This window comes from Limnothrix sp. FACHB-881, assembly GCF_014698135.1.
Lineage (GTDB): Bacteria > Cyanobacteriota > Cyanobacteriia > CACIAM-69d > CACIAM-69d > CACIAM-69d.
Genome location: NZ_JACJSN010000006.1, coordinates 221,658 through 239,612, shown reverse-complemented (window position 1 = coordinate 239,612; position 17,955 = coordinate 221,658). Strand labels below are relative to the sequence as shown.

Below are 17,955 nucleotides of genomic sequence, written 5' to 3'. Positions count from 1 at the left end.
GCAGCGCCGACGCAAATCAGGATTGGCATCGGAGTAGGGGCGACTACGAGCCATGGCTCAAGCATCTCTAGGATCGATGGCTACAGCTTAACTTCCTTAAGTTGAAGCCAGTGATCGCCATGCGCCCTCCGGTACGCCAAGTCTCGAATACCCAACCGAGATCAGGCGATCAACCCTGATCGCCCGCAGCCTCACCGTAGAGGCCCATCGCCATGCGCCCTCCGGTACGCCAGATCCCCCAATACCCAAAGGAGATCAAGCGATTGATCCTGGCGGAGGGCGTACATCGGTACGCCCCTACGGAATCTACGGCCCTGTGTTCGTCAGGGTTTCGCTTAAAATTCAAAGGTTCGATCGCGCCTGCCACCTTTGCAAACATGTCTTTAGCCACTGCAACACTGCTCATTAACTGTCCAGATCAACGGGGTTTAGTCGCCAAAATTGCCAGTTTTATTGATGCCAACGGTGGCAATATTCTGCACGCCGACCAACACCAAGACCCGACAGCCAATCTCTTTTTGAGTCGGGTGGAATGGCAACTAGATGGATTTAATTTGCCCCGCGATTTAATTGATCCAGCCTTTGGGGCGATCGCCAAACCCCTCGGCGCAACTTGGCAGCTTCACTTCTCTGACGAAGTGCCCCGGATGGCCATTTGGGTTAGCCGCCAAGATCATTGCCTGCTGGATTTGCTGTGGCGGAACAAAGCCGGTGAAATCCCCGCCAAAATCGTTCTCATTATTAGCAATCACCCGGACTTGGCCCCGATCGCCCAACAATTTGGCATTGACTATCACCACGTGCCTATTAGCAAAGACACCAAGGCCGAAGCCGAAGCTAAACAATTGGAGCTACTGCGGGAATATCAAATTGATTTGGTGGTGCTGGCGAAATATATGCAAATTCTCACCCCGGGATTTGTGGCGGCTTTCCCGAATGCAATTAACATTCACCATTCCTTTTTGCCCGCATTTCCCGGAGCTAATCCCTACCAACGGGCACACGATCGGGGCGTGAAAGTAATTGGTGCAACGGCCCACTACGTCACCCAAGATTTGGACGAAGGGCCGATTATTGAACAGGATGTTTCCCGAGTCAGCCACCGCGACACCGTTGAGGATTTGGTCCGCAAAGGGAAAGATCTAGAACGAGTGGTTTTGGCCAGAGCGGTGCGGTTGCACTTACAAAACCGGGTGTTGGTGTATGGCAACCGCACGGTGGTGTTTGAGTAGGTTTTTAAACCGGAGATTCACCGACAATGGGTGATGCAATCGGTTACGCGATCGGGTCAGGAAATTCACCGAAAATTTAGCCGATCGCCTGGGATGCCGCCAATTGAATTCCGTGGCGATCGAGCAGTTCTTGCACCGGAATCTTGGTGTAATCCTTGCTGTAGAAATCATCATGCACCACTTGCCCGTCCCAAATGATGATATCGAGGTCGATCGTCCGGGGGCCAGATTTAATTGGCCCCTTGACACGCCCTAGGCGCTTTTCCAAATCCTTCAAATATTGATTAAATTCCAAATAGCTTAAGTGGGTGGATACCCAATAGGCCCCATTCAAGAAATCATCCTGATCTTGATAGCCAACGGGAGCGGTCACAATGTAAGCGGATTTATCAACCAGTTGATGTTCCTGGGCTAAAATTTGCTCCGCTTGCTGGCAATGGTGCTGGGGTTCAATGTTGGAACCAACGGACAAAATTGCTTGATACATGGAATTTAGCCTCAGAAGCGGGATCAAACGTTGGTTAAACGGGAACAGGCGATCGCTGGAAAAAAGGGCGATCACCGGTTGGGATCGCCCTTGTGTTTATTGCTTAATTTGGGTGGTCTGCTCGTAGGTCACGGCATTTTGCCCCACATTGGTTAGGGATTCGCCCCCATCCACAAACAAAATTTGCCCATTCACAAAAGGATTATTCAGGATATAGTTCACCGCTTGGGAAATGTTTTCCGTAGAGCCTTGTTGCTTCACGGGAATGCCCTGAACTCGCCACTGAATATAGTCACTGGTGCGGCTCCCGGCGGGCAAAATGACACCCGGAGCAATGCCATTAACCCGCACTTGGGGAGCCAGTTCGATCGCCGCCAATTTTGTAAATTCTGCCAAGGCTTTTTTGGAGAGCAAATAGGCTGAATATTGATATTGGTTGAAAGCCACCTTGTTGTCGATGATGTTAATCACACAGCCGGTTCCGCCGTTTTTGGCAAAGGCTTGGGTGAGGAAGTAGGGGGCTTCAAAATTCACCTTAAATTGCTTGGCAAACAGGTCAGGCGTTGTCTCTGCGATCGGGGCTGCGTCATACACGGAAGCACTGTTAACCAACAGGTTTAAATCGCCAAAACGCGATCGCACGCGATCGATCAAAGGCTGCATGTCCGGTTCATGGAGCAAGTCAAAGGGAAACAGCTCGCATTCCACTCCCAAAGCGCGAAATTCCGCCGCTGTTTCTTGGGCTGCATCGTGGGAGGAACCATAGTGCAGGGCAATGTTGTAGCCTGCTTTGGCCAAACCGAGGGCGATCGCCTTGCCAAGCCGAATGGCGGAACCCGTAACCAGTGCCGTACCTTGAGTTTGGGTCATGATTGGGGGAAATAAAGTATCAGAATGTCCTGGGCAATCGCGACCCAACGAGTTCAAAACAACGCAATTAAGCAGTTTAAACTGATTATTAATATTCTGTTACGTTCTGGCTCATCTGTGGTTGATCGGTCGCGGATGAGCGCTTAAGGGTTTTGGAAAAATTCTGGTTTGTTCTGAGAATGAACGGCTTGAATGCCCGCAAAGATGATGGAAGGATCCGGGTGTAAATCAACCATGAGGGTTGGGTCAATTGCCCGGAGATATTGCGCGATCGCGGGGCCATCGCCGCCGGTAATCACCGCCGTACCGTGGGGATAGCGCGATCGCCAGGTTTGCAACCAAGTTTGCGCCAGGACGGTCACGCCCCAGACCACCCCACTGGCGATCGCCCCGATCGAGTCCTGGGCCCAGAGGGTTGGGAGTTGGGTGGGTGGCAGCACGGCCGGCAGGGCGGCAGTTTTTTCCGTGAGGCTGCGCAATTGCAACCCCAACCCCGGCGCGATTGCCCCGCCGATTAGTTGTCGGTTTGAATCCACAGCCGTCACGGTCAGGGCCGTGCCGCCATCAATCACCAGGGCCGGGAAGCCGTAGCGCTGACCTGCGCCCAGCACAGCCAAGGCGCGATCGATCCCCAAGGTGGAATACAGCCCCCCGATCGGGAGATCGGCCAACGTGATGATGCGCCAGTCAGCCCGATCGCTCCATCGATCGAGTGCTCCCGGAACCACTGAGGCGGCCCAAACGGGTCGCTCTAGGGCCAGGTGATCCGGGGGCGGCTGTGCATCATCCCAGGTGCGATCGAGCCGATCGCCCGTCCAATCGCCCCAATGCCAGCGCGAATTCCCCACCATCAGCGATCGCCAGCGATCGGCCCCATCGTTGCTCGTCGCCATCGGGAGCACAATTAATTAAACCTGATGGGAATTAAACCTGATGGGATGAGACTTGCTTAGAACTGGCGTAAAAACCGGAGATCGCTGGCATAAACCCGGCGAATATCGTCGATTTGGTGCAGAACCATGGCGAAGCGCTCCACCCCAAAGCCCGCCGCAAAGCCTGAATAGACCTCCGGATCTAGCCCAGCGGACTTCATCACGTTGGGATCCACCATGCCGCAGCCCAGCACCTCTAGCCAGCGCCCTTTCCACTTCACATCCACCTCCGCCGAGGGTTCCGTGAAGGGGAAGTAGCTGGCGCGGAACCGCACTTCCACTTCCCCGAAAATTTCGCCCAGGAGGGTTTCGATCGTGCCTTTCATGTCCGTGAAGGTCAGGCCCTCATCGATCGCCAGCAGCTCAATTTGGTGGAACACGGCCGCATGGGTTGCATCCACCGTGTCGCGTCGATAGACCCGGCCGGGAGCCACAACGCGGATGGGCGGTTCGCGCTCTTCCATGTAGCGAAGCTGCACGGCGGAAGTGTGGGTGCGCAGCAGGTTGCCGTCGGGCAAATAGAAGGTGTCGGCCATGTCGCGGGCCGGGTGGTCGGCGGGCGTGTTCAGGGCCTCGAAGTTGTAATAGTCCGTTTCCATTTCGGGGCCATCGGCCACCGTGTAGCCCAAGCCAACGCAGATATCGACTACCCGGTCGATCGTGCTGGCGAGGGGATGCTTGCGGCCTAAGGGGCGATAGGTTCCCGGCGCGGTCACATCTAAGGTTTCCGCATCCAGCCGGGCCCGAATGGCCGCCGCTTGCAGATCTGCCCGTCGCCGATCGAGCAGGTCTTGCACCGCGTCTTTCACTTCGTTGGCCTTGGCTCCAATCCGCGGCCGATCTTCGGCGGGTAGCTTGCCCATGCCCCCCAGCACTGCGGAGATTTTGCCTTTTTTGCCCAGGAAGGCAACGCGCAACTGCTCGATCGCGTCGAGGTCAGGGGCTTGGCCGATCGCGCTTTGGGCTTCGGCTTGCAGTTGGCTCAGTTGGGCTTCGAGGTCGCTGACCTGGGTGGCAGTCATGGCTGAAAACAATTGAGAAAGGCGGCATGGAGTTGGGCTTGATGAATTCGCCGACTGCGCCAAAAAATCGCAAAGCGATCGGCTGAAATCATCACCCGTCCCATCAAAGGATAGAGCATCGGGCGATCGCCCGCTTGTTTTCTGGCCTAAGATCCTGGCCTTAGGATTTGGTTAATTAATGATGAGCGAACCTCAAACGGTTGAGACCAGCTATCTGGGCCAGACAAGCCAGCGCCAAACCCCGAATTCCCTGGCGAATTCCCTGGCGATCGGGCTGTTGGGTTTGCTGGTGACCGGTGGAATGCTCGGCGGGGCGATCGGGATTTTGGCCCCCCCGGCGATCGCCCAAACCCGCCCCAGCCAGCCCAGCGCCCCCAATGTCCTCAACATTCTGCGCGGGTTGCCCCAACCGACCACCGCCCCCGCCAACCGGCCCGCCATCTTTGCGGCCAATGCCTACGGTCAGCAAAGCCTGAACTTTCAGAGCAAATCCAACGCAGAAGCCGCCATCCAGTTCTATCGCCAAGCGCTCGGCCGCCTGGGTTACACCGAACGCACCACCAACACCACGATCGGGCCATGGGGGTTCAGCATTGTTTTTGACCCGCCGGCCAGCTTGGGCCTCAAACCCAGCAGTACCGCCCCGCGCAACACCTTGGAAGTGGGCGACCAAGTGACGGTTCAAGGCAGCGGCAGCCCCTCGGTGGTGTTGGTGTTGCAAGGAACGATGCTGTCTCCTGACACCATGAACACCAACATTCGCTTTGAGGAAATTTAGGGCGCGATCGGGCAAACAAGTTGAGAGATGGGACTTGAGGGAGGGCCTGAAGGACTAATGGCCGCTTTAACCCTGCGAATAATCCTACAAACGCCACGCGATCGAGCGAGCGATCGGGAAAGCTGGGTAATTAATGGCAAGCCATAGGTTCGGTTAGCACTCCCTTTCCGAGAGTGCCAAATTTGCATACAGTCTTGGGGTGAACCATTGGTAAATCACGGATAGCGACCCCACACCCCTATGGTTAAGATCGTCTCCTTCAGCGACGAATCGCGCCGCGCCCTCGAAAACGGTGTTAACGCCTTGGCCGATGCCGTGCGCGTCACGCTGGGCCCTAAAGGCCGAAACGTTTTGCTGGAAAAGAAATTTGGCATTCCCAGCATCGTGAATGACGGCATCACGATCGCGAAAGAAATTGAACTGGAAAGCCCCCTGGAGAATACGGGTGCTCGCCTGGTGCGCGAAGTGGCCACCAAAACCAAAGATATTGCTGGTGACGGAACCACGACGGCCACCGTGTTGGCCCAAGCCCTGGTGCGTGAGGGCATGAAAAATGTGACCGCCGGTACCAACCCCGTGGCCCTGCGGCGCGGGATTGACAAAACCGTTGCCCGGTTGGTGGCGGAAATTAACGACCTGGCGCAACCGATCAGCAGCAACGAGGCGATCGCCCAAATTGCCGCCGTGGCCGCCGGGAGCGACCCAGAAATCGGCAGCACGATCGCCAACGCGTTCGATCGGGTCACCCAAAACGGTGTGATCACCGTGGAAGAGTCGAAATCCTTGACCACCGAAGTGGATGTGGTGGAAGGGATGCAGTTTGATCGCGGCTACACCTCGCCCTACTTCGTGACCGATTCCGAGCGGATGATCACGGAGTTGCACAACGTGGCTGTGCTGCTGACAGACGGCAAAATCAATAGCCTCGCGGAAATTGTGAGCATTCTGGAAGGAGTGGTGCGCGATGGCAAATCGCTGTTGATCATTGCCCAGGATATTGAAGGCGACGCGCTTTCTACCTTGGTGATCAACAAACTGCGAGGCGTGCTGAACGTGGCCGCTGTGAAAGCTCCGGGCTTTGGCGAGCGCCGCAAGTTCATGCTTGAAGATATCGCCCTCGTGGTCGATGGCCAGGTGGTGAGCGAAGAGACGGGCACGAAGCTCGAATCCTGTGATACCAGCGTTTTGGGATATGCCCAAAAGGTGACGATCACCAAGGACTCGACCACGATCGTGGCGGGCGATCGGGCAGATCAAGCCGCCATTGCCGCGCGTGTGCAACAGCTCAAGGACGAGCTGGCCGCCACCGACAGCGACTACGACACCGAAAAGCTGCAAGAGCGGATCGCCCGCTTGATCGGTGGCGTGGCTGTAATTAAAGTGGGCGCGGCCACCGAAACCGAACTGAAGGAACGGAAGCTGCGCATTGAAGATGCCGTGAACGCCACCAAAGCCGCGATCGCGGAAGGGGTGGTAGCCGGTGGTGGGGCAACCCTGATGCGCCTAGCCAAGCTGGCCGAAAGCTTCAAGGCCACCCTGAACGCGGAAGAGGCGATCGGGGCCAGCATCGTTGCTAAAGCCTTGACCACGCCCCTCAGCCAAATTGCCGAAAACGCCGGTTACGAAGGCGCTGTGGTGGTTGAAAAGGTGCGTAACCAGGGCGATCACATCGGCTTCAACGCGCTGACCGGAACCTACGAAGACACCCAAGCGGCGGGGATCATTGACCCGGCCAAGGTGTTGCGGACGGCCCTGCAAAATGCCGCCTCGATCGCCGGTTTGGTGCTGACCACCGAGGCGATCGTGGTTGACAAACCCGAACCGAAACCCGCTGCTCCCGCTGGTGGTGATCCCATGGGCGGTATGGGTGGCATGGGCGGTATGGGTGGTATGGGTGGCATGGGTGGTATGGGTATGGGTGGCATGGGTATGGGCGGTTTCGGGATGTAATTCCTGGCTCGATCGCCCGCTCCAGTTTCCCTAGCTGCAATTGGGCCCATGAAGATGGGCCCAATCGCAATTCCCATCATCCAAAAGCTTGTCAGCGCCCCAGCTCAAACACTGAATCAGCGATCGCCAATGCGATCGCATCAGCAATTGAGTTGTAGTTACTGAGTCTCGATTGCTGAGACGTTGAGGCAAACGCAAAAACGCAAAAACAGAGGGCCGGGAATTATCCCGGCCCTCTGTTGCATTGTGGTGAGTTGTTGAGCTTCGTCCTGCAAAACCCAGGAACCGAGCAATGACTAGGGGCCCCAAGACCCTGACAGTCATCGCCCGATCGCCCCACCTAGCACTTGCGATTAGCGCTTGCGATAGGGCACAGCGGTAGCGATGTTGATGTTGGCCAACGGCGTGCGGGGCACCACCGGCAGCGAGGGAGTCACCGAACGAGCCATGCCGAGGAACCCAGCGGGGCTGCCAGCGCCAACCTTCTTCTCTTGGGGAGTGAAGCGACGCACCGAGTTTTGCCACACCACTTGCGGGAAGCCCAGTTGGCTGCGGTGGTAAGCCTCGTAGCGAGGAGTCTTCAGGTTGAAGGGGGTTTCGCCTCCGGTGCGCTGGGGCAGCACACGACGAAGCTGGTAAGGAACCGTGTTGTCGCCAAAGTTAGCGGCGTATTCTTCACTATCCACCAGTGCATCGATGAAACCTTGCAGGCCCTTGGTGGGCAGCAGGATCGACCAAGCAATCTTTTCCCGCTCGCTGTACACGTCGCGGCCCAAAATCCGCTGGACGCAGATTTCCACGAAGCGATAGTTGCTGTTGGTGTCCAGGTTCAGGCGGCGGAAGCTATCCGACGTGGCCAAGCCCCGGATGAAATCCTTGACGGTGATTTGACCGTAGCGGAGTTGCGATTCCAGGAAGGTTTGGCGGTTGTTAGCGATGTTTTGGTGCTCGCTGAAGACCTGGCGATAGGCCGCCCAGATCAGCTCGTCCATGTCACCGCCAGAGAAGACGTTTTCGATTGCGTAAATTTTCGGTTGCTCTTCACTGCCCACTTCGTAACCAGCCACACGTTGGTTTTGCGAAGAAGGGGAGAAGCTCAATACAGGAATAGCCACGTCAGAATCTCCGTAGTCTCGGTAGTCTCAAAAAGTCACGGGCTTTGTTAACGTGCGCTTGTTAAAGGCACATCGGCTGGCAGGAACCAACAAGGTGACGCTGCCAAATTTGCCATTTTTCAGGTTACGAGATTGCCGCGAGGGCAAGCACGGTTCCTGAAAAACGCTTAATAAAGCTTGACATGCACGGGGAGCCGCGCATGGTTCGCTGTGGGAATGGTGCGATCGCGCCTGTGTTGGCCGGATGAGGCCAGGCGTTGATCGCCCGGTCAGCAGAAGCGCCGAAGCACTCCACTGTTTAAAAGCATTGCTAGCTATCGCAAATTGTACCAAAGCGTTTCGCGTCGCTGGTGGTTCTTCACGAACCAAGTCGGATTCTGAGGAATTTGGCGGGCGATCGCCCCTCAATGGCCAACCCGGGATTGGCTAACCCGATCGTGACCCACTCAGGCATTACCAACCCAGGGCCGAGATTGCCTGCTCCCGATCGCCCCCGGCCGCCACCGCCGATTGATCACAACCCACCCGCACTTCCGTGCAAAACGTGGCCGTATTGAAGCCGCCAAACCGCTTCAGCACACTGGTGCGCATCCGTAAATCCGGATTGGGAAACCAAAAACGCTCCACGGAACTCATGGTTTCGTATTCCGTGGTTAAAACCATGCCCCCTTCCTCGTCCAGGTGATATTCACCGGCCACGGGAGCCGTTTCCGCATAGCCCCGTTCCCGCAGTAGCTTGCCCCGGCGATCGTTCGTGGCATCTGGCACAATCACCATCACCGTTTGTCCCTCGTGGTTGTCTTCTTCGGAAGCATCCCAGGCCATCAAGCTTTTCCAGGTCACCAGGGCCCCACCGGCCGCGGCGGCAGGGTCAATGTCATACATCTGGCAAATTTCGGCCAAACGCGGATCGGTGACCTCTAGCATTTCCACCTGAATTTCCGATTCGCCCACTTCGGCCCGCCGAAAGGCCAGGTGGTGGGTGACCCGCTGGGATTGCCATTGGCCGGCGCTTTGGCGGAAATAGTCGAGGGCGCTGGTGAGCTGAGGTGCGGTGCTGGTGGCGGTCATAGGATTGGTTTGCAAAGGTTAATTAACAGGTTGAGACCGGTTTGAAGTCGCTTGGGCAGCGGGCCAAAGTGGGATTCTTGAAGACGCGAAAGCGCGGTGGCAGAATTGCGGGTGAATGAATCGGCTAGCGAATGGGCTGATGAATGGTTTGATTAATCGTTAATTTTGAAACAGGTGGCGACCAGCAGGAAACCCCACTTTGGATTTTGCCGGAAATCTTGGGCTGAATCTCGGGATGATTGTCCGAATGGTTTTCTGAATCAACGGACGAATTTGGAATCAAGTTGGACAGTTGGTGAAAGACCATGCCCGATCGCCCCGTTGCTCGATCGACCCATGTTGTTGCTCCGGAAGGCTTGCCCATTCACTACCAACCGGCAACCCGATCGCGCCGGTTTTGGTGGGGAGCGGCCTTGGGGGCGATCGCCCTTCACGGGTTAGCCCTCTGGAGTGTGGGGCGATCGGGGGCCCAAGCGGGGCCGACGGCGGGGCCCTTGCCGGTGGTGCGGGTGACCTTGCCAGCGGCCGGTGGCTCAGCAACTTCAACGGGGCCGATCGCTCCCAACAATCCCGCCAACCCCGTTCCAGCTAATCCCGCGAGTGCTGTGGCGGCTAATCCGGCTGCTTCCGGTGCTCCTCCAGTAAATCCCACTGCGGGGCAACCGTTGCGGCCGCTGGCTCCCTTGCGGCAAGTGGATCCGGGTCAACTGCAAGGCTCGGGGGCCGCCAGCCAACCCCGCTGGCCCGGCGAGCCGACTGGTGGGGCCCCGATTCCCGATCGGCCCTTCAACCCCGACCCGATCGATCCGAACATGCCCCCGGACTATGCCGCTCCCGGTTGGCAAAATGCGCCCCCAAATCGCCCGATCGCCCCGAATCCTGCTCCCAATGGCACGGGGTCAAGTTCGAATAGCCCGCCTGCTCCCAATGCCGGGAATTCTGGCGGCCCAAGCACCAACCCCAACCCAGGCCAGGGGGGAAACCAAGCATTCGGCCTGGCGATTGTTGGGTTAGAACTAACCACACCGGGAGATGGCAGCCCGATCGTCCAGGCGGCCGACCTGAGTCGCCTGCCCCAGTTGCAATCCGCGCCGCCGAGTTTGAACTTGCGAGACTATCCAGAGTTAGCCAATTGGGCCGATCGAGCAGTGGATTTACGGTTAGCCGTGATGGCCGATGGCTCCGTTGGCTTTGCGGGATTGCTGACCCCGGGTTTAAGTGCGACAACCCAACAGGCCCTCGAAGCCCGCGCTGCCCAACTGCGATTTTTGCCGGCCCTCACTGCCACAGGTCAGCCGATCGCCATCTATTTACGGCTTACAATGCGCTTGTCGCCCAAGACGTGAGCGCGATCGGCTAGAAAACTCATCCAAAGAGCAGGAAAAAGAACCAGAAATCACATTTTCTTATCAGTCCCAAATTCCAAATCCTAAATCTCAAATCTCAAATTCCATTTCGTAAATTTCAATTCGTAATTAGGATCCAAGGTCAGCGTTGAGTCAGTTTTCTCCCTTTTCCTCCCCCACGGATCAACCGGTTCAGCCGCCCGCCACTCCCTATCCCGATCGGTTGGGGCGGTGGATGGCTGCCGATTGGCAACAACCGCGATCGGGCTGGTTGGCCCGCTTGCTGTTTTGGGGCATGGCCGGCGTGGCGATCGGCACGATTTCAGCCACCTTGGGAGCCGCCGCCGCCCTGTTCATGCCCCTGGATCCGGCCGTGATGCCCCTCATGCGCCACGAAACCCTAGAGCACCTGTGGCGCAGCGGGTTGCAATATCGCCTCCTGCAACCGCTCACCATTTTGGTTTTGGGGGTGGAGCCTTCGCCCGGAATTCCTCTGGGTGCGCCGGAAGCCTTGAATGGTCATGCGGATGCCATTTGGCTGGCCCGATTTGATCCCACCGATGACACTGTGACGGTGATGTCGTTGCCTCGGGATACGCGGGTGGTGTTTCCCAGCGGATCCGTGGGCGCATTGCACGAAGCGGACAGCATCGGCGGTACGGCCCTGGTGCAGCAGTCCGTGAGCAACACCCTGGGCGGGTTGCGGATCGATCGCACCGTGCGGTTGAACCCCGAAGGCTTGCGAGAATTGGTCGATCTGCTGGGTGGGGTGGAACTGTCTGTGCCCCAGGCGATGCGCTACCGCGATCGGGCGGGACAGCTCAAAATTCAACTGGATAGCGGTTGGCAAAGCTTGGATGGCAGTGCTGCGGAACAATTCGCCCGCTACCGAGTGGATAGTGCTTGGGGCGAACTCGATCGGGTGCAGCGGTTGCAATTGCTGTTACGGGCCCTGCGCGATCGGGCCCTCAGCCCCAGTGTGTTGCCCCAATTGCCCCAAATTGCCCAACGGGTTCACAAATACCTGCGCACGGATCTGGCTCGCCCGGAGGTGCTGGCCCTCGTTCACCTGTTGATTCAGCAGGAGCCGGAGCAGGTGCGTCTGTTGCTGTTGCCGGGTCAGATGGATGCCAGCAACTTTTGGAACCCCGATCCCAAGGCCGTTGCCCGCCTGTTGGAAAGCTACTTTCCGCCCGATCGACCCGGCGTTGGTCGGCGCACCAAACTCCTCAGCGCCAGCGCCCGCGATCAATATGGTCAAACCTTCAGCCGCATTTCCGTGCAAAATGCCAGCGGCGATCCGGCCCGATCGGCGGCCGCGATCGCCCAATTGCGGCGGGCGGGGTTCCAGCAAGTGCGAGCGAGCGATGCTTGGCCCCAAGTGCAACGGGACACCCAAATCATTGTCCAGGGCGGCGATCTGGATCTGGCTGAGTTGGTGCAACGGCGGCTAGGCTACGGTTCCTTGGATCGATCGGCGACGGGCGATTTAGGTTCCGATATTACGGTGCGCCTGGGCAGTGATGCCGCGCCCTAAGGTTGGATGAGATGGCTCAAAATCTTGAGCGTCTAAAGTGATATTGCTTAAGTTCTAGATTTTTATAAGAATTTAAGAGTCCGAAGGTTTAACCGATCAAGTCGCTGAGAGAACTGGGTCGATCGCCCTCAAAAACTGGGATTGTGAAGTGGAATTGGCTGCCGCGATCTTTGCCGTCTGACTCGGCCCAAATTTGCCCGCCCAGACCGAGGATAATTTGCCGACAGATCGCCAGACCCAAGCCAGTTCCGCCCACGGTGCGCCGGAGGGAACCTTCCTCTTGATAGAACCGATCGAACACGGTTTCCAGGCGGTTCGGTTCAATGCCGCGCCCCGTGTCCGTGATCACCACCTCGATCGCCCCGTCCAGGGTGGGGCCCGCTTCAATGGTCACGGCTCCTTCGGGCTGGGTGAACTTACAGGCATTGTCCAGCAGCTTGGACAGCACTTCCACCAACCATTCCCCATCGGCCCGCACGGGGGGCAACGCTTCAGACACTTGCGAGGCAATGCGGGGCAGTCGATCGCGGGGCACGCGGGCCCGAACACTGCTGAGGGCCAGTTCCACACATTCCGTGAGCGGCAAGGCTTCCAGGTTCCAATTAACGCGCCCGCTTTCCAGGTGAGACAAGGTGAGAAAATCCTGCACCAGCACGCGCATTCGCTCCGCATCGCCCAAGGCCGTATCCAACATCACTTGGCGCAATTCCAGGGGCATATCCGGTTCCGAGGCCAAGCTTTCAAGGCAAACCTGGATTGTGGAAAGGGGCGTGCGCAGTTCGTGGCCGGTGATCGCAATCAGGTTGCTACGGGTGCGATCGAGCGCTTCCAATTGCTGATTGAGATCTTCAAGATCGGCGTAGGTTTGGGCCTGCATCAGGGCCGCACCCAACTGAGTGGCAACCGCATCCATCAACCCCGTTTCATCGGCAGACCAAAGGCGCGGCAAACTCCCGCAGTGATGCAGTTCGATCGCCCCCAACAGTTTGTCCCGATAGCACACGGGCACGATCGACCAGGAGGCGATCGCATACTGTTCCGCGATCGCCTGCACCAAGCCCGGTTGGGGCTCCTCATTCAGATCCAGAACGCAAACTCCGCCATGGTTCTGAAGGGCCGATTGAAAACAGTCCTGACTGATCAGCGGCCAGGATTGTCCCAACAGGGAGGGCACAGTGGCTCCCAACATTTCATACTGCACCGTGGCCGTAGCATCTCCGTCCTTGCAGCGGTAAGCAATGCAGCGACAGGAGCGGAGAGCTTGGCCCAACTGGCGCACGGCCACCCCCATCACCTCTGAAGGATCCAAAGATTGGCGGATGGCTGAGGTGATCAGGTTAATCAACCGCTCCTTGCGCTCTTGGGTGGAAATGGAGCGATAGGCTTTCAGAAGCTTGTATTGCCCCGCTTGCAGATAGGTAACGAGCCGGTGGGCAAAGGGTTCCGGGTCAATTTCGGGCAGGGTGGGGCCGCCACCTTCGGAAAACTCGGCCAGGGTGCGATCGATCTTGTCACCCAACTCGGGGCGGTAGGTGCGAATTCGCTCCAACAAGAGGCTGGCGGCCACCTGGGTGGCCTGTCGATCGAACGTCCAGACCCCCTCAAACCGCCGCACCCGATCATCTGCGCCAAAGCTGCCGGCTCGATCGGCCTGGGACTCACCGCCCTGGCGCTCCGCACAGATCAAACAAGCCGCGTACCGATCGCCCAACACCACCAAGTGCCACTCGTTGGCCAACGCATCGGTGGGTTCAAAGGCCACCGTTTCGTATTCCCCCGAAGCACTGCGAAACTCCGCCTCCGGAGCTGAGAGCACATAGACCCGATCGCTCTGGTGCGCAATCCGATGGTAGCGGCGGGCTTCCTGACGATAGAACCGTTCTCGCTGAAAGCTGGCAATCACTAAGGGGCGATCGCCCGGCCCCGCCAACACCAAATCCTCGATCGCGTGGGAAAGGGCCGTCAGGGATGCTTTGAAATAGCTTTGGGTGCGCAGTTGCGGCAATTGGCCCAACAGCAGATCCAGAATTGACGCGGTTTTGACCCCAGCCAACCGCTGAGGCCCACTCGCCCGCTTCGAGGATCTGGAACGGCGGGCACGATTGATTGAAGAACCCACAGGAGGAGCGCCTTCCATGCGATCCGTTTCAGACATTGCTTTAGGACTTGGGCAGGGGCAAGGGGGCCGCAACCGCCGTTTCACCATTCTGCCATTGCCCGAGCGCCGGATTCGTGATTTTTGGGAATTTGCCGGGAATTGAATCCGGCATCAGTTTGGTGCTGATCCAGGCGATCGACCCTGAGTCTGCTACTGGGCGATCGGCTGCTGACAGGCCGGCTGCTCACAGGCTGGCCGCTGAGAGCCGTTGACTAACCCTATTTTTTGCGTAATTTCTTGCCTAGGCGCGGGGTCGATCGGGATGTGGTTGTGCCATAGCGCATCTCCCAAGCCTTCAGCACAATCAGGTACTCGTAAAAGCTCTGGAGCACACACCAGGCAAATCCCCCGCGTCCATCCAAACAGCCCCCCAGCACGAAATACATATACACAAATCGCACCAGGGGGCGACAGGGCAACCGCAGGGACAAATTCTTGAGAGCCCGCCGCCTTGCCACCTCCGTTTTACCGAAAAATAAGTCGCGCCAAGACACGTTGCCCCGCGTCAGTTGGGCCAAGGTTTCCTGGGCCTCATCGGTGGAGTAGCGGTTGTGCTTATCCAGCCAGCGGCTCAGGCCCTTGCTGCAAGTGAAGTGGGGATAGGTTTCTTCTAAAAAACCCGTGGTTCCTTGCACCACCTCCCGCTCCGTGTGGCCGTAGTCATCAAACCGGACGGCATCTTTCCGAAAAAGTCGCAGTTGGTAGCGGGGATATTGGGTGCTGCGGCGAATCCATTGCCCCATGAACATCACCCGTTCGGCCACGTAGTAGGCCTCATGGTGGGCCCGTTGGATGGTTTGGCAACATTCCTGAAAGAGTTCAGGGGTCATCCGTTCGTCGGCTTCCAGGATGTAAACCCAGTCATGGCGCGTGGGAATGTGATCGAGCATCCAGGTGCGCTGTTTGCCGTGGCTTTCAAAGGCATGTTGCACCAACCGCACGGGCGATCGCTGGGCGTAGTCTTGCACGATTTCCACGGTGCGATCGGTGCTGAGGGAGTCAACGACAATGATGTCGTCGGACAGCAATGCAGACTCGATGCAATCTGCAATATCGATTTCTTCGTTGTGAGTGAGGATATAGATCGAAAACATGGTGATTTGAATCGGTGGGCGATCGAGCGGTGACGGCCGATCGAGTCGATGCACCGTTAATTCCGTTATGACTTTCCCAACAATTGCTGTAATTCGCTAATGAGTACTGCAATCAGGATGCTTCCTGTTATGGCGTGGCGAAGTCGGCTTTGTCTGTAAGTTGGTCTGTAAGTGGGGTAGACCATGATCAGGCTGGCCGCTTTTGGAAGATTGATCGCGACTTGAACACCGCGATCAATCTCCAATCCACTCTCTCCAATTCAAAATCAACCTGAACTGAATTCAAACTGAATCCAATGAGCGAGGCGAGTCAGTTGGTTGAGCTGGTCAGTTAAGCCGGTCAGTTAAGCCAGTCAAAAGATTGCCCTAGCTGGCTCGGCTGGCCGGACGTGCGCGGGAGCCGCGTTTCGTGTAGCCCATCCAGCTCATGAACAAATAACCGACACCCAAAACCAGGCTGCTGAGACCTGTGCGGAGGGTGGTTTTCATGGAGCCGGTTTTGGTGCGCTGCACAAGCTCGGTCTTCCGCTTGTCAATCTCCTGTTGCCGTTCTTGCTTGAATTGGTTGAATTGAGAATCCAAAACGGCCGGGTTCGATCGCGCCTGTTCCAGTTGCTGCACCACTTGCGGCGGCACTTGACCGCTCTTGATCAACCGATCGAGTTCTTGGGGATTTTTCAGCAGGGTTTTCAGCCGATCGCGAAATTGCTCCGCCGGTTCTCCTAGCTGATCCAGGGCGGCCTTGGCTTGAGCTTCGATGTTTTCCACTTCCTTGGCGCTGGCCTTGTTCACGCCGTTGATGTAAATCGGTGATAGCACCAGGAACAACACACCCAAGGCGCTCGACAAAATCAAAACCCAAAGCCGAGGATTCATCAGCGATGTTTTCTTGGCGGAGGGCAAGCCCGATCGGGAATTCATCCACAGCCCCGCAAACAGGAAGCAAATTCCAACCATGGGCACAATGCCACGGCCCACAATTTCAGAAATGGTGTTGAGCAACCATTGAGGATTTTGCAAATCCGGCGGGAAGATCAGAATTAAATAGTCCAGCAGCGAGGAAATGACCAACACGGTTCCAACCACAATGGCAATCAGGGCGGCCAAGGGGGGCGAGGGGCGTTTACCAGCTTTCGTCATAGTCTTAAACTCTCAAACTCTCGGGTTGCGCAGAACGTCTGGATCGGAATGGTCAAGAAGGGCCAAAAAGGGCTAAAACAAGGGTCAAAAGATTGAGGTTCGCATCGAAATGTTGAGTCGAAATATTGGGTCGAACCGAAGGCGAACTTAAGCCGATCGACGGCGGCGCGGGGCAGGACGACCACCCGATCCCCCCAGCCCTAACCAGGCGATCGCCAGGTAGGCCACCGATAGGGCAATGCCGCTGGTTCCTGTTTGCACGCCCAACCGCAGGGCTGTGGTTCTGGCGCGGGTTTCTAGCTCCTGCCGCCGCGATCGAATGCGGGCCAGCAATTGCAGGGGAAAATCATTCACCCGCTGGCGAATCACCGTTTCCAAGTCAGCCGGATTTGCCTTCAGCCGCCGCATGAACTCCTTCTGGCGTTCATCAAACTGCGGGCTGTTAATAAATTCATTAAACCGAGCATCGTCTTGCAGCAAAAACTGCATCTGCTCCCGAAAAACCTGTTGCTGGCGCTGCAAACTGTTTTTAAATTCGGGTGTATCAATTTGTTTTTCGGCTTCCCGCGATTGGCGGGTAATGGCGGCGAGGGTGGATTGGGCTTCGGCCCGCACAGACAGCAGGTGCGTGGGGGCCATCACCAAAAACAACAGTCCCATCAGCGCCGAAAATGCCAGGGTCGCAACACCCACACCCCTACGCCAAGACCGGCTGACACCGGATTTGATTTCAATCCAGAAGCCCCAAAACAGGAGGCTGACACCCATGGCTGGCACGATGCCCCGATCGATCAATTGGCGGGTGGTGTCAATCACCCAGCCTCGGTTGGCAAAATCGAATGGAACGGCAACGGAAAGGAAATCAATTAATCCAAGGGCGATCGCCACTGCGCCCCCGATTTGCAGCACAACGGCCGCTATGGGGGCGGAAGTCTGGGAGGAATGTGTACTAGTCGTCATGGAGCGTCCTTAGGAAGCGCTGTTACAGAAGGGGATTACAAGAGCCGGCAGCCAAATCAGGAGGCGATCGAACCGGCTACCATTGCGCCAGGCCAACGGGCGATCGCAATGGGTTGCGAGCCACGATTGAGATCAAAAATTGCAGCCAATGTTTGTGGTCAAAATTTGAAGTCAGCGTTTCATGGCTTTTCCCGTGCCCTATTGTTTCAGCAACTTAGGATAATCGCCCGCTGATTTCGATGAAATTTTACACTTCCAATTTT

Annotated in this window: 16 protein-coding genes; 6 read left to right on the top strand and 10 right to left on the bottom strand. The window is 57.2% G+C overall.

Annotated features, from left to right (window positions below; translation table 11 throughout):
- Positions 1 to 377 precede the first annotated feature (377 nt).
- On the top strand, positions 378 to 1,232 hold the full coding sequence (purU, locus tag H6G52_RS08355; RefSeq protein ID WP_099534156.1) for a formyltetrahydrofolate deformylase: 855 nt from the start codon (positions 378 to 380) through the stop codon (positions 1,230 to 1,232).
- Positions 1,233 to 1,308: 76 nt separating this feature from the next.
- On the opposite strand, the gene folK is transcribed toward purU, so the two are convergent.
- The 4 genes from folK to pheS all read right to left on the bottom strand — a co-directional run bounded on the left by folK (position 1,309) and on the right by pheS (position 4,543).
- Entirely contained in the window at positions 1,309 to 1,719 is a 411-nt protein-coding gene (gene folK / locus H6G52_RS08350; RefSeq protein ID WP_099534157.1) for a 2-amino-4-hydroxy-6-hydroxymethyldihydropteridine diphosphokinase, read from the bottom strand.
- A 96-nt stretch (positions 1,720 to 1,815) separates the two neighbouring features.
- The gene (locus H6G52_RS08345; RefSeq protein WP_099534158.1) at positions 1,816 to 2,589 is read right to left on the bottom strand and encodes an SDR family oxidoreductase; all 774 of its coding nucleotides are present in this window, start codon (positions 2,587 to 2,589) and stop codon (positions 1,816 to 1,818) included.
- A gap of 143 nt (positions 2,590 to 2,732) precedes the next feature.
- Positions 2,733 to 3,482, bottom strand: a complete 750-nt coding sequence (locus H6G52_RS08340; protein WP_190527639.1) for a pantothenate kinase — start codon at positions 3,480 to 3,482, stop codon at positions 2,733 to 2,735.
- Between the two features lie 56 nt (positions 3,483 to 3,538).
- Complete coding sequence (gene pheS / locus H6G52_RS08335) at positions 3,539 to 4,543, bottom strand: phenylalanine--tRNA ligase subunit alpha (RefSeq protein ID WP_099534160.1); 1,005 nt, start codon at positions 4,541 to 4,543, stop codon at positions 3,539 to 3,541.
- Between the two features lie 178 nt (positions 4,544 to 4,721).
- Here pheS and H6G52_RS08330 point away from each other — a divergent pair, with 178 nt between their 5' ends.
- The gene (locus H6G52_RS08330; RefSeq protein WP_190527637.1) at positions 4,722 to 5,321 is read left to right on the top strand and encodes a hypothetical protein; all 600 of its coding nucleotides are present in this window, start codon (positions 4,722 to 4,724) and stop codon (positions 5,319 to 5,321) included.
- Positions 5,322 to 5,561: 240 nt separating this feature from the next.
- Positions 5,562 to 7,271 carry a chaperonin GroEL gene (gene groL, locus H6G52_RS08325; RefSeq protein ID WP_190527635.1) on the top strand — a complete coding sequence of 570 codons (1,710 nt, stop codon included), beginning with the start codon at positions 5,562 to 5,564 and terminating at the stop codon, positions 7,269 to 7,271.
- A gap of 353 nt (positions 7,272 to 7,624) precedes the next feature.
- Here groL and H6G52_RS08320 read toward each other — a convergent pair whose 3' ends face one another.
- Positions 7,625 to 8,386: a phycobilisome rod-core linker polypeptide gene (locus H6G52_RS08320; protein WP_190527633.1), complete on the bottom strand. Its 762-nt coding sequence runs from the start codon at positions 8,384 to 8,386 to the stop codon at positions 7,625 to 7,627.
- Positions 8,387 to 8,839: 453 nt separating this feature from the next.
- Positions 8,840 to 9,457: a phycobiliprotein lyase gene (locus H6G52_RS08315; RefSeq protein ID WP_190527688.1), complete on the bottom strand. Its 618-nt coding sequence runs from the start codon at positions 9,455 to 9,457 to the stop codon at positions 8,840 to 8,842.
- A 305-nt stretch (positions 9,458 to 9,762) separates the two neighbouring features.
- On the opposite strand from H6G52_RS08315, the gene H6G52_RS08310 reads away from it, so the two are divergent.
- Entirely contained in the window at positions 9,763 to 10,803 is a 1,041-nt protein-coding gene (locus tag H6G52_RS08310; protein WP_190527631.1) for a hypothetical protein, read from the top strand.
- A gap of 148 nt (positions 10,804 to 10,951) precedes the next feature.
- Positions 10,952 to 12,340 (top strand): LCP family protein, encoded by a 1,389-nt coding sequence (locus tag H6G52_RS08305; protein ID WP_190527629.1) that lies wholly within the window; start codon positions 10,952 to 10,954, stop codon positions 12,338 to 12,340.
- A gap of 88 nt (positions 12,341 to 12,428) precedes the next feature.
- Here the strand turns inward: H6G52_RS08305 and H6G52_RS08300 are convergent, their stop codons facing one another.
- Positions 12,429 to 14,393, bottom strand: a complete 1,965-nt coding sequence (locus H6G52_RS08300) for a DICT sensory domain-containing protein (protein WP_242027906.1) — start codon at positions 14,391 to 14,393, stop codon at positions 12,429 to 12,431.
- Positions 14,394 to 14,475: 82 nt separating this feature from the next.
- Between H6G52_RS08300 and H6G52_RS18750 the strand changes: the two genes are divergently transcribed.
- A complete protein-coding gene (locus tag H6G52_RS18750) occupies positions 14,476 to 14,601 on the top strand; it encodes a hypothetical protein (protein ID WP_255407529.1) in 126 nt (41 codons plus the stop codon).
- A gap of 115 nt (positions 14,602 to 14,716) precedes the next feature.
- On the opposite strand, the gene H6G52_RS08295 is transcribed toward H6G52_RS18750, so the two are convergent.
- The 3 genes from H6G52_RS08295 to H6G52_RS08285 form a co-directional block, all read right to left on the bottom strand.
- Positions 14,717 to 15,592 carry a glycosyltransferase family 2 protein gene (locus H6G52_RS08295; RefSeq protein WP_099532574.1) on the bottom strand — a complete coding sequence of 292 codons (876 nt, stop codon included), beginning with the start codon at positions 15,590 to 15,592 and terminating at the stop codon, positions 14,717 to 14,719.
- A 366-nt stretch (positions 15,593 to 15,958) separates the two neighbouring features.
- Positions 15,959 to 16,732, bottom strand: coding sequence for an HpsJ family protein (locus H6G52_RS08290; protein WP_099532494.1), 774 nt, complete (start codon positions 16,730 to 16,732; stop codon positions 15,959 to 15,961).
- Positions 16,733 to 16,879: 147 nt separating this feature from the next.
- Entirely contained in the window at positions 16,880 to 17,692 is an 813-nt protein-coding gene (locus H6G52_RS08285; RefSeq protein WP_143472951.1) for an HpsJ family protein, read from the bottom strand.
- Between the last annotated feature and the right edge of the window lie 263 nt (positions 17,693 to 17,955).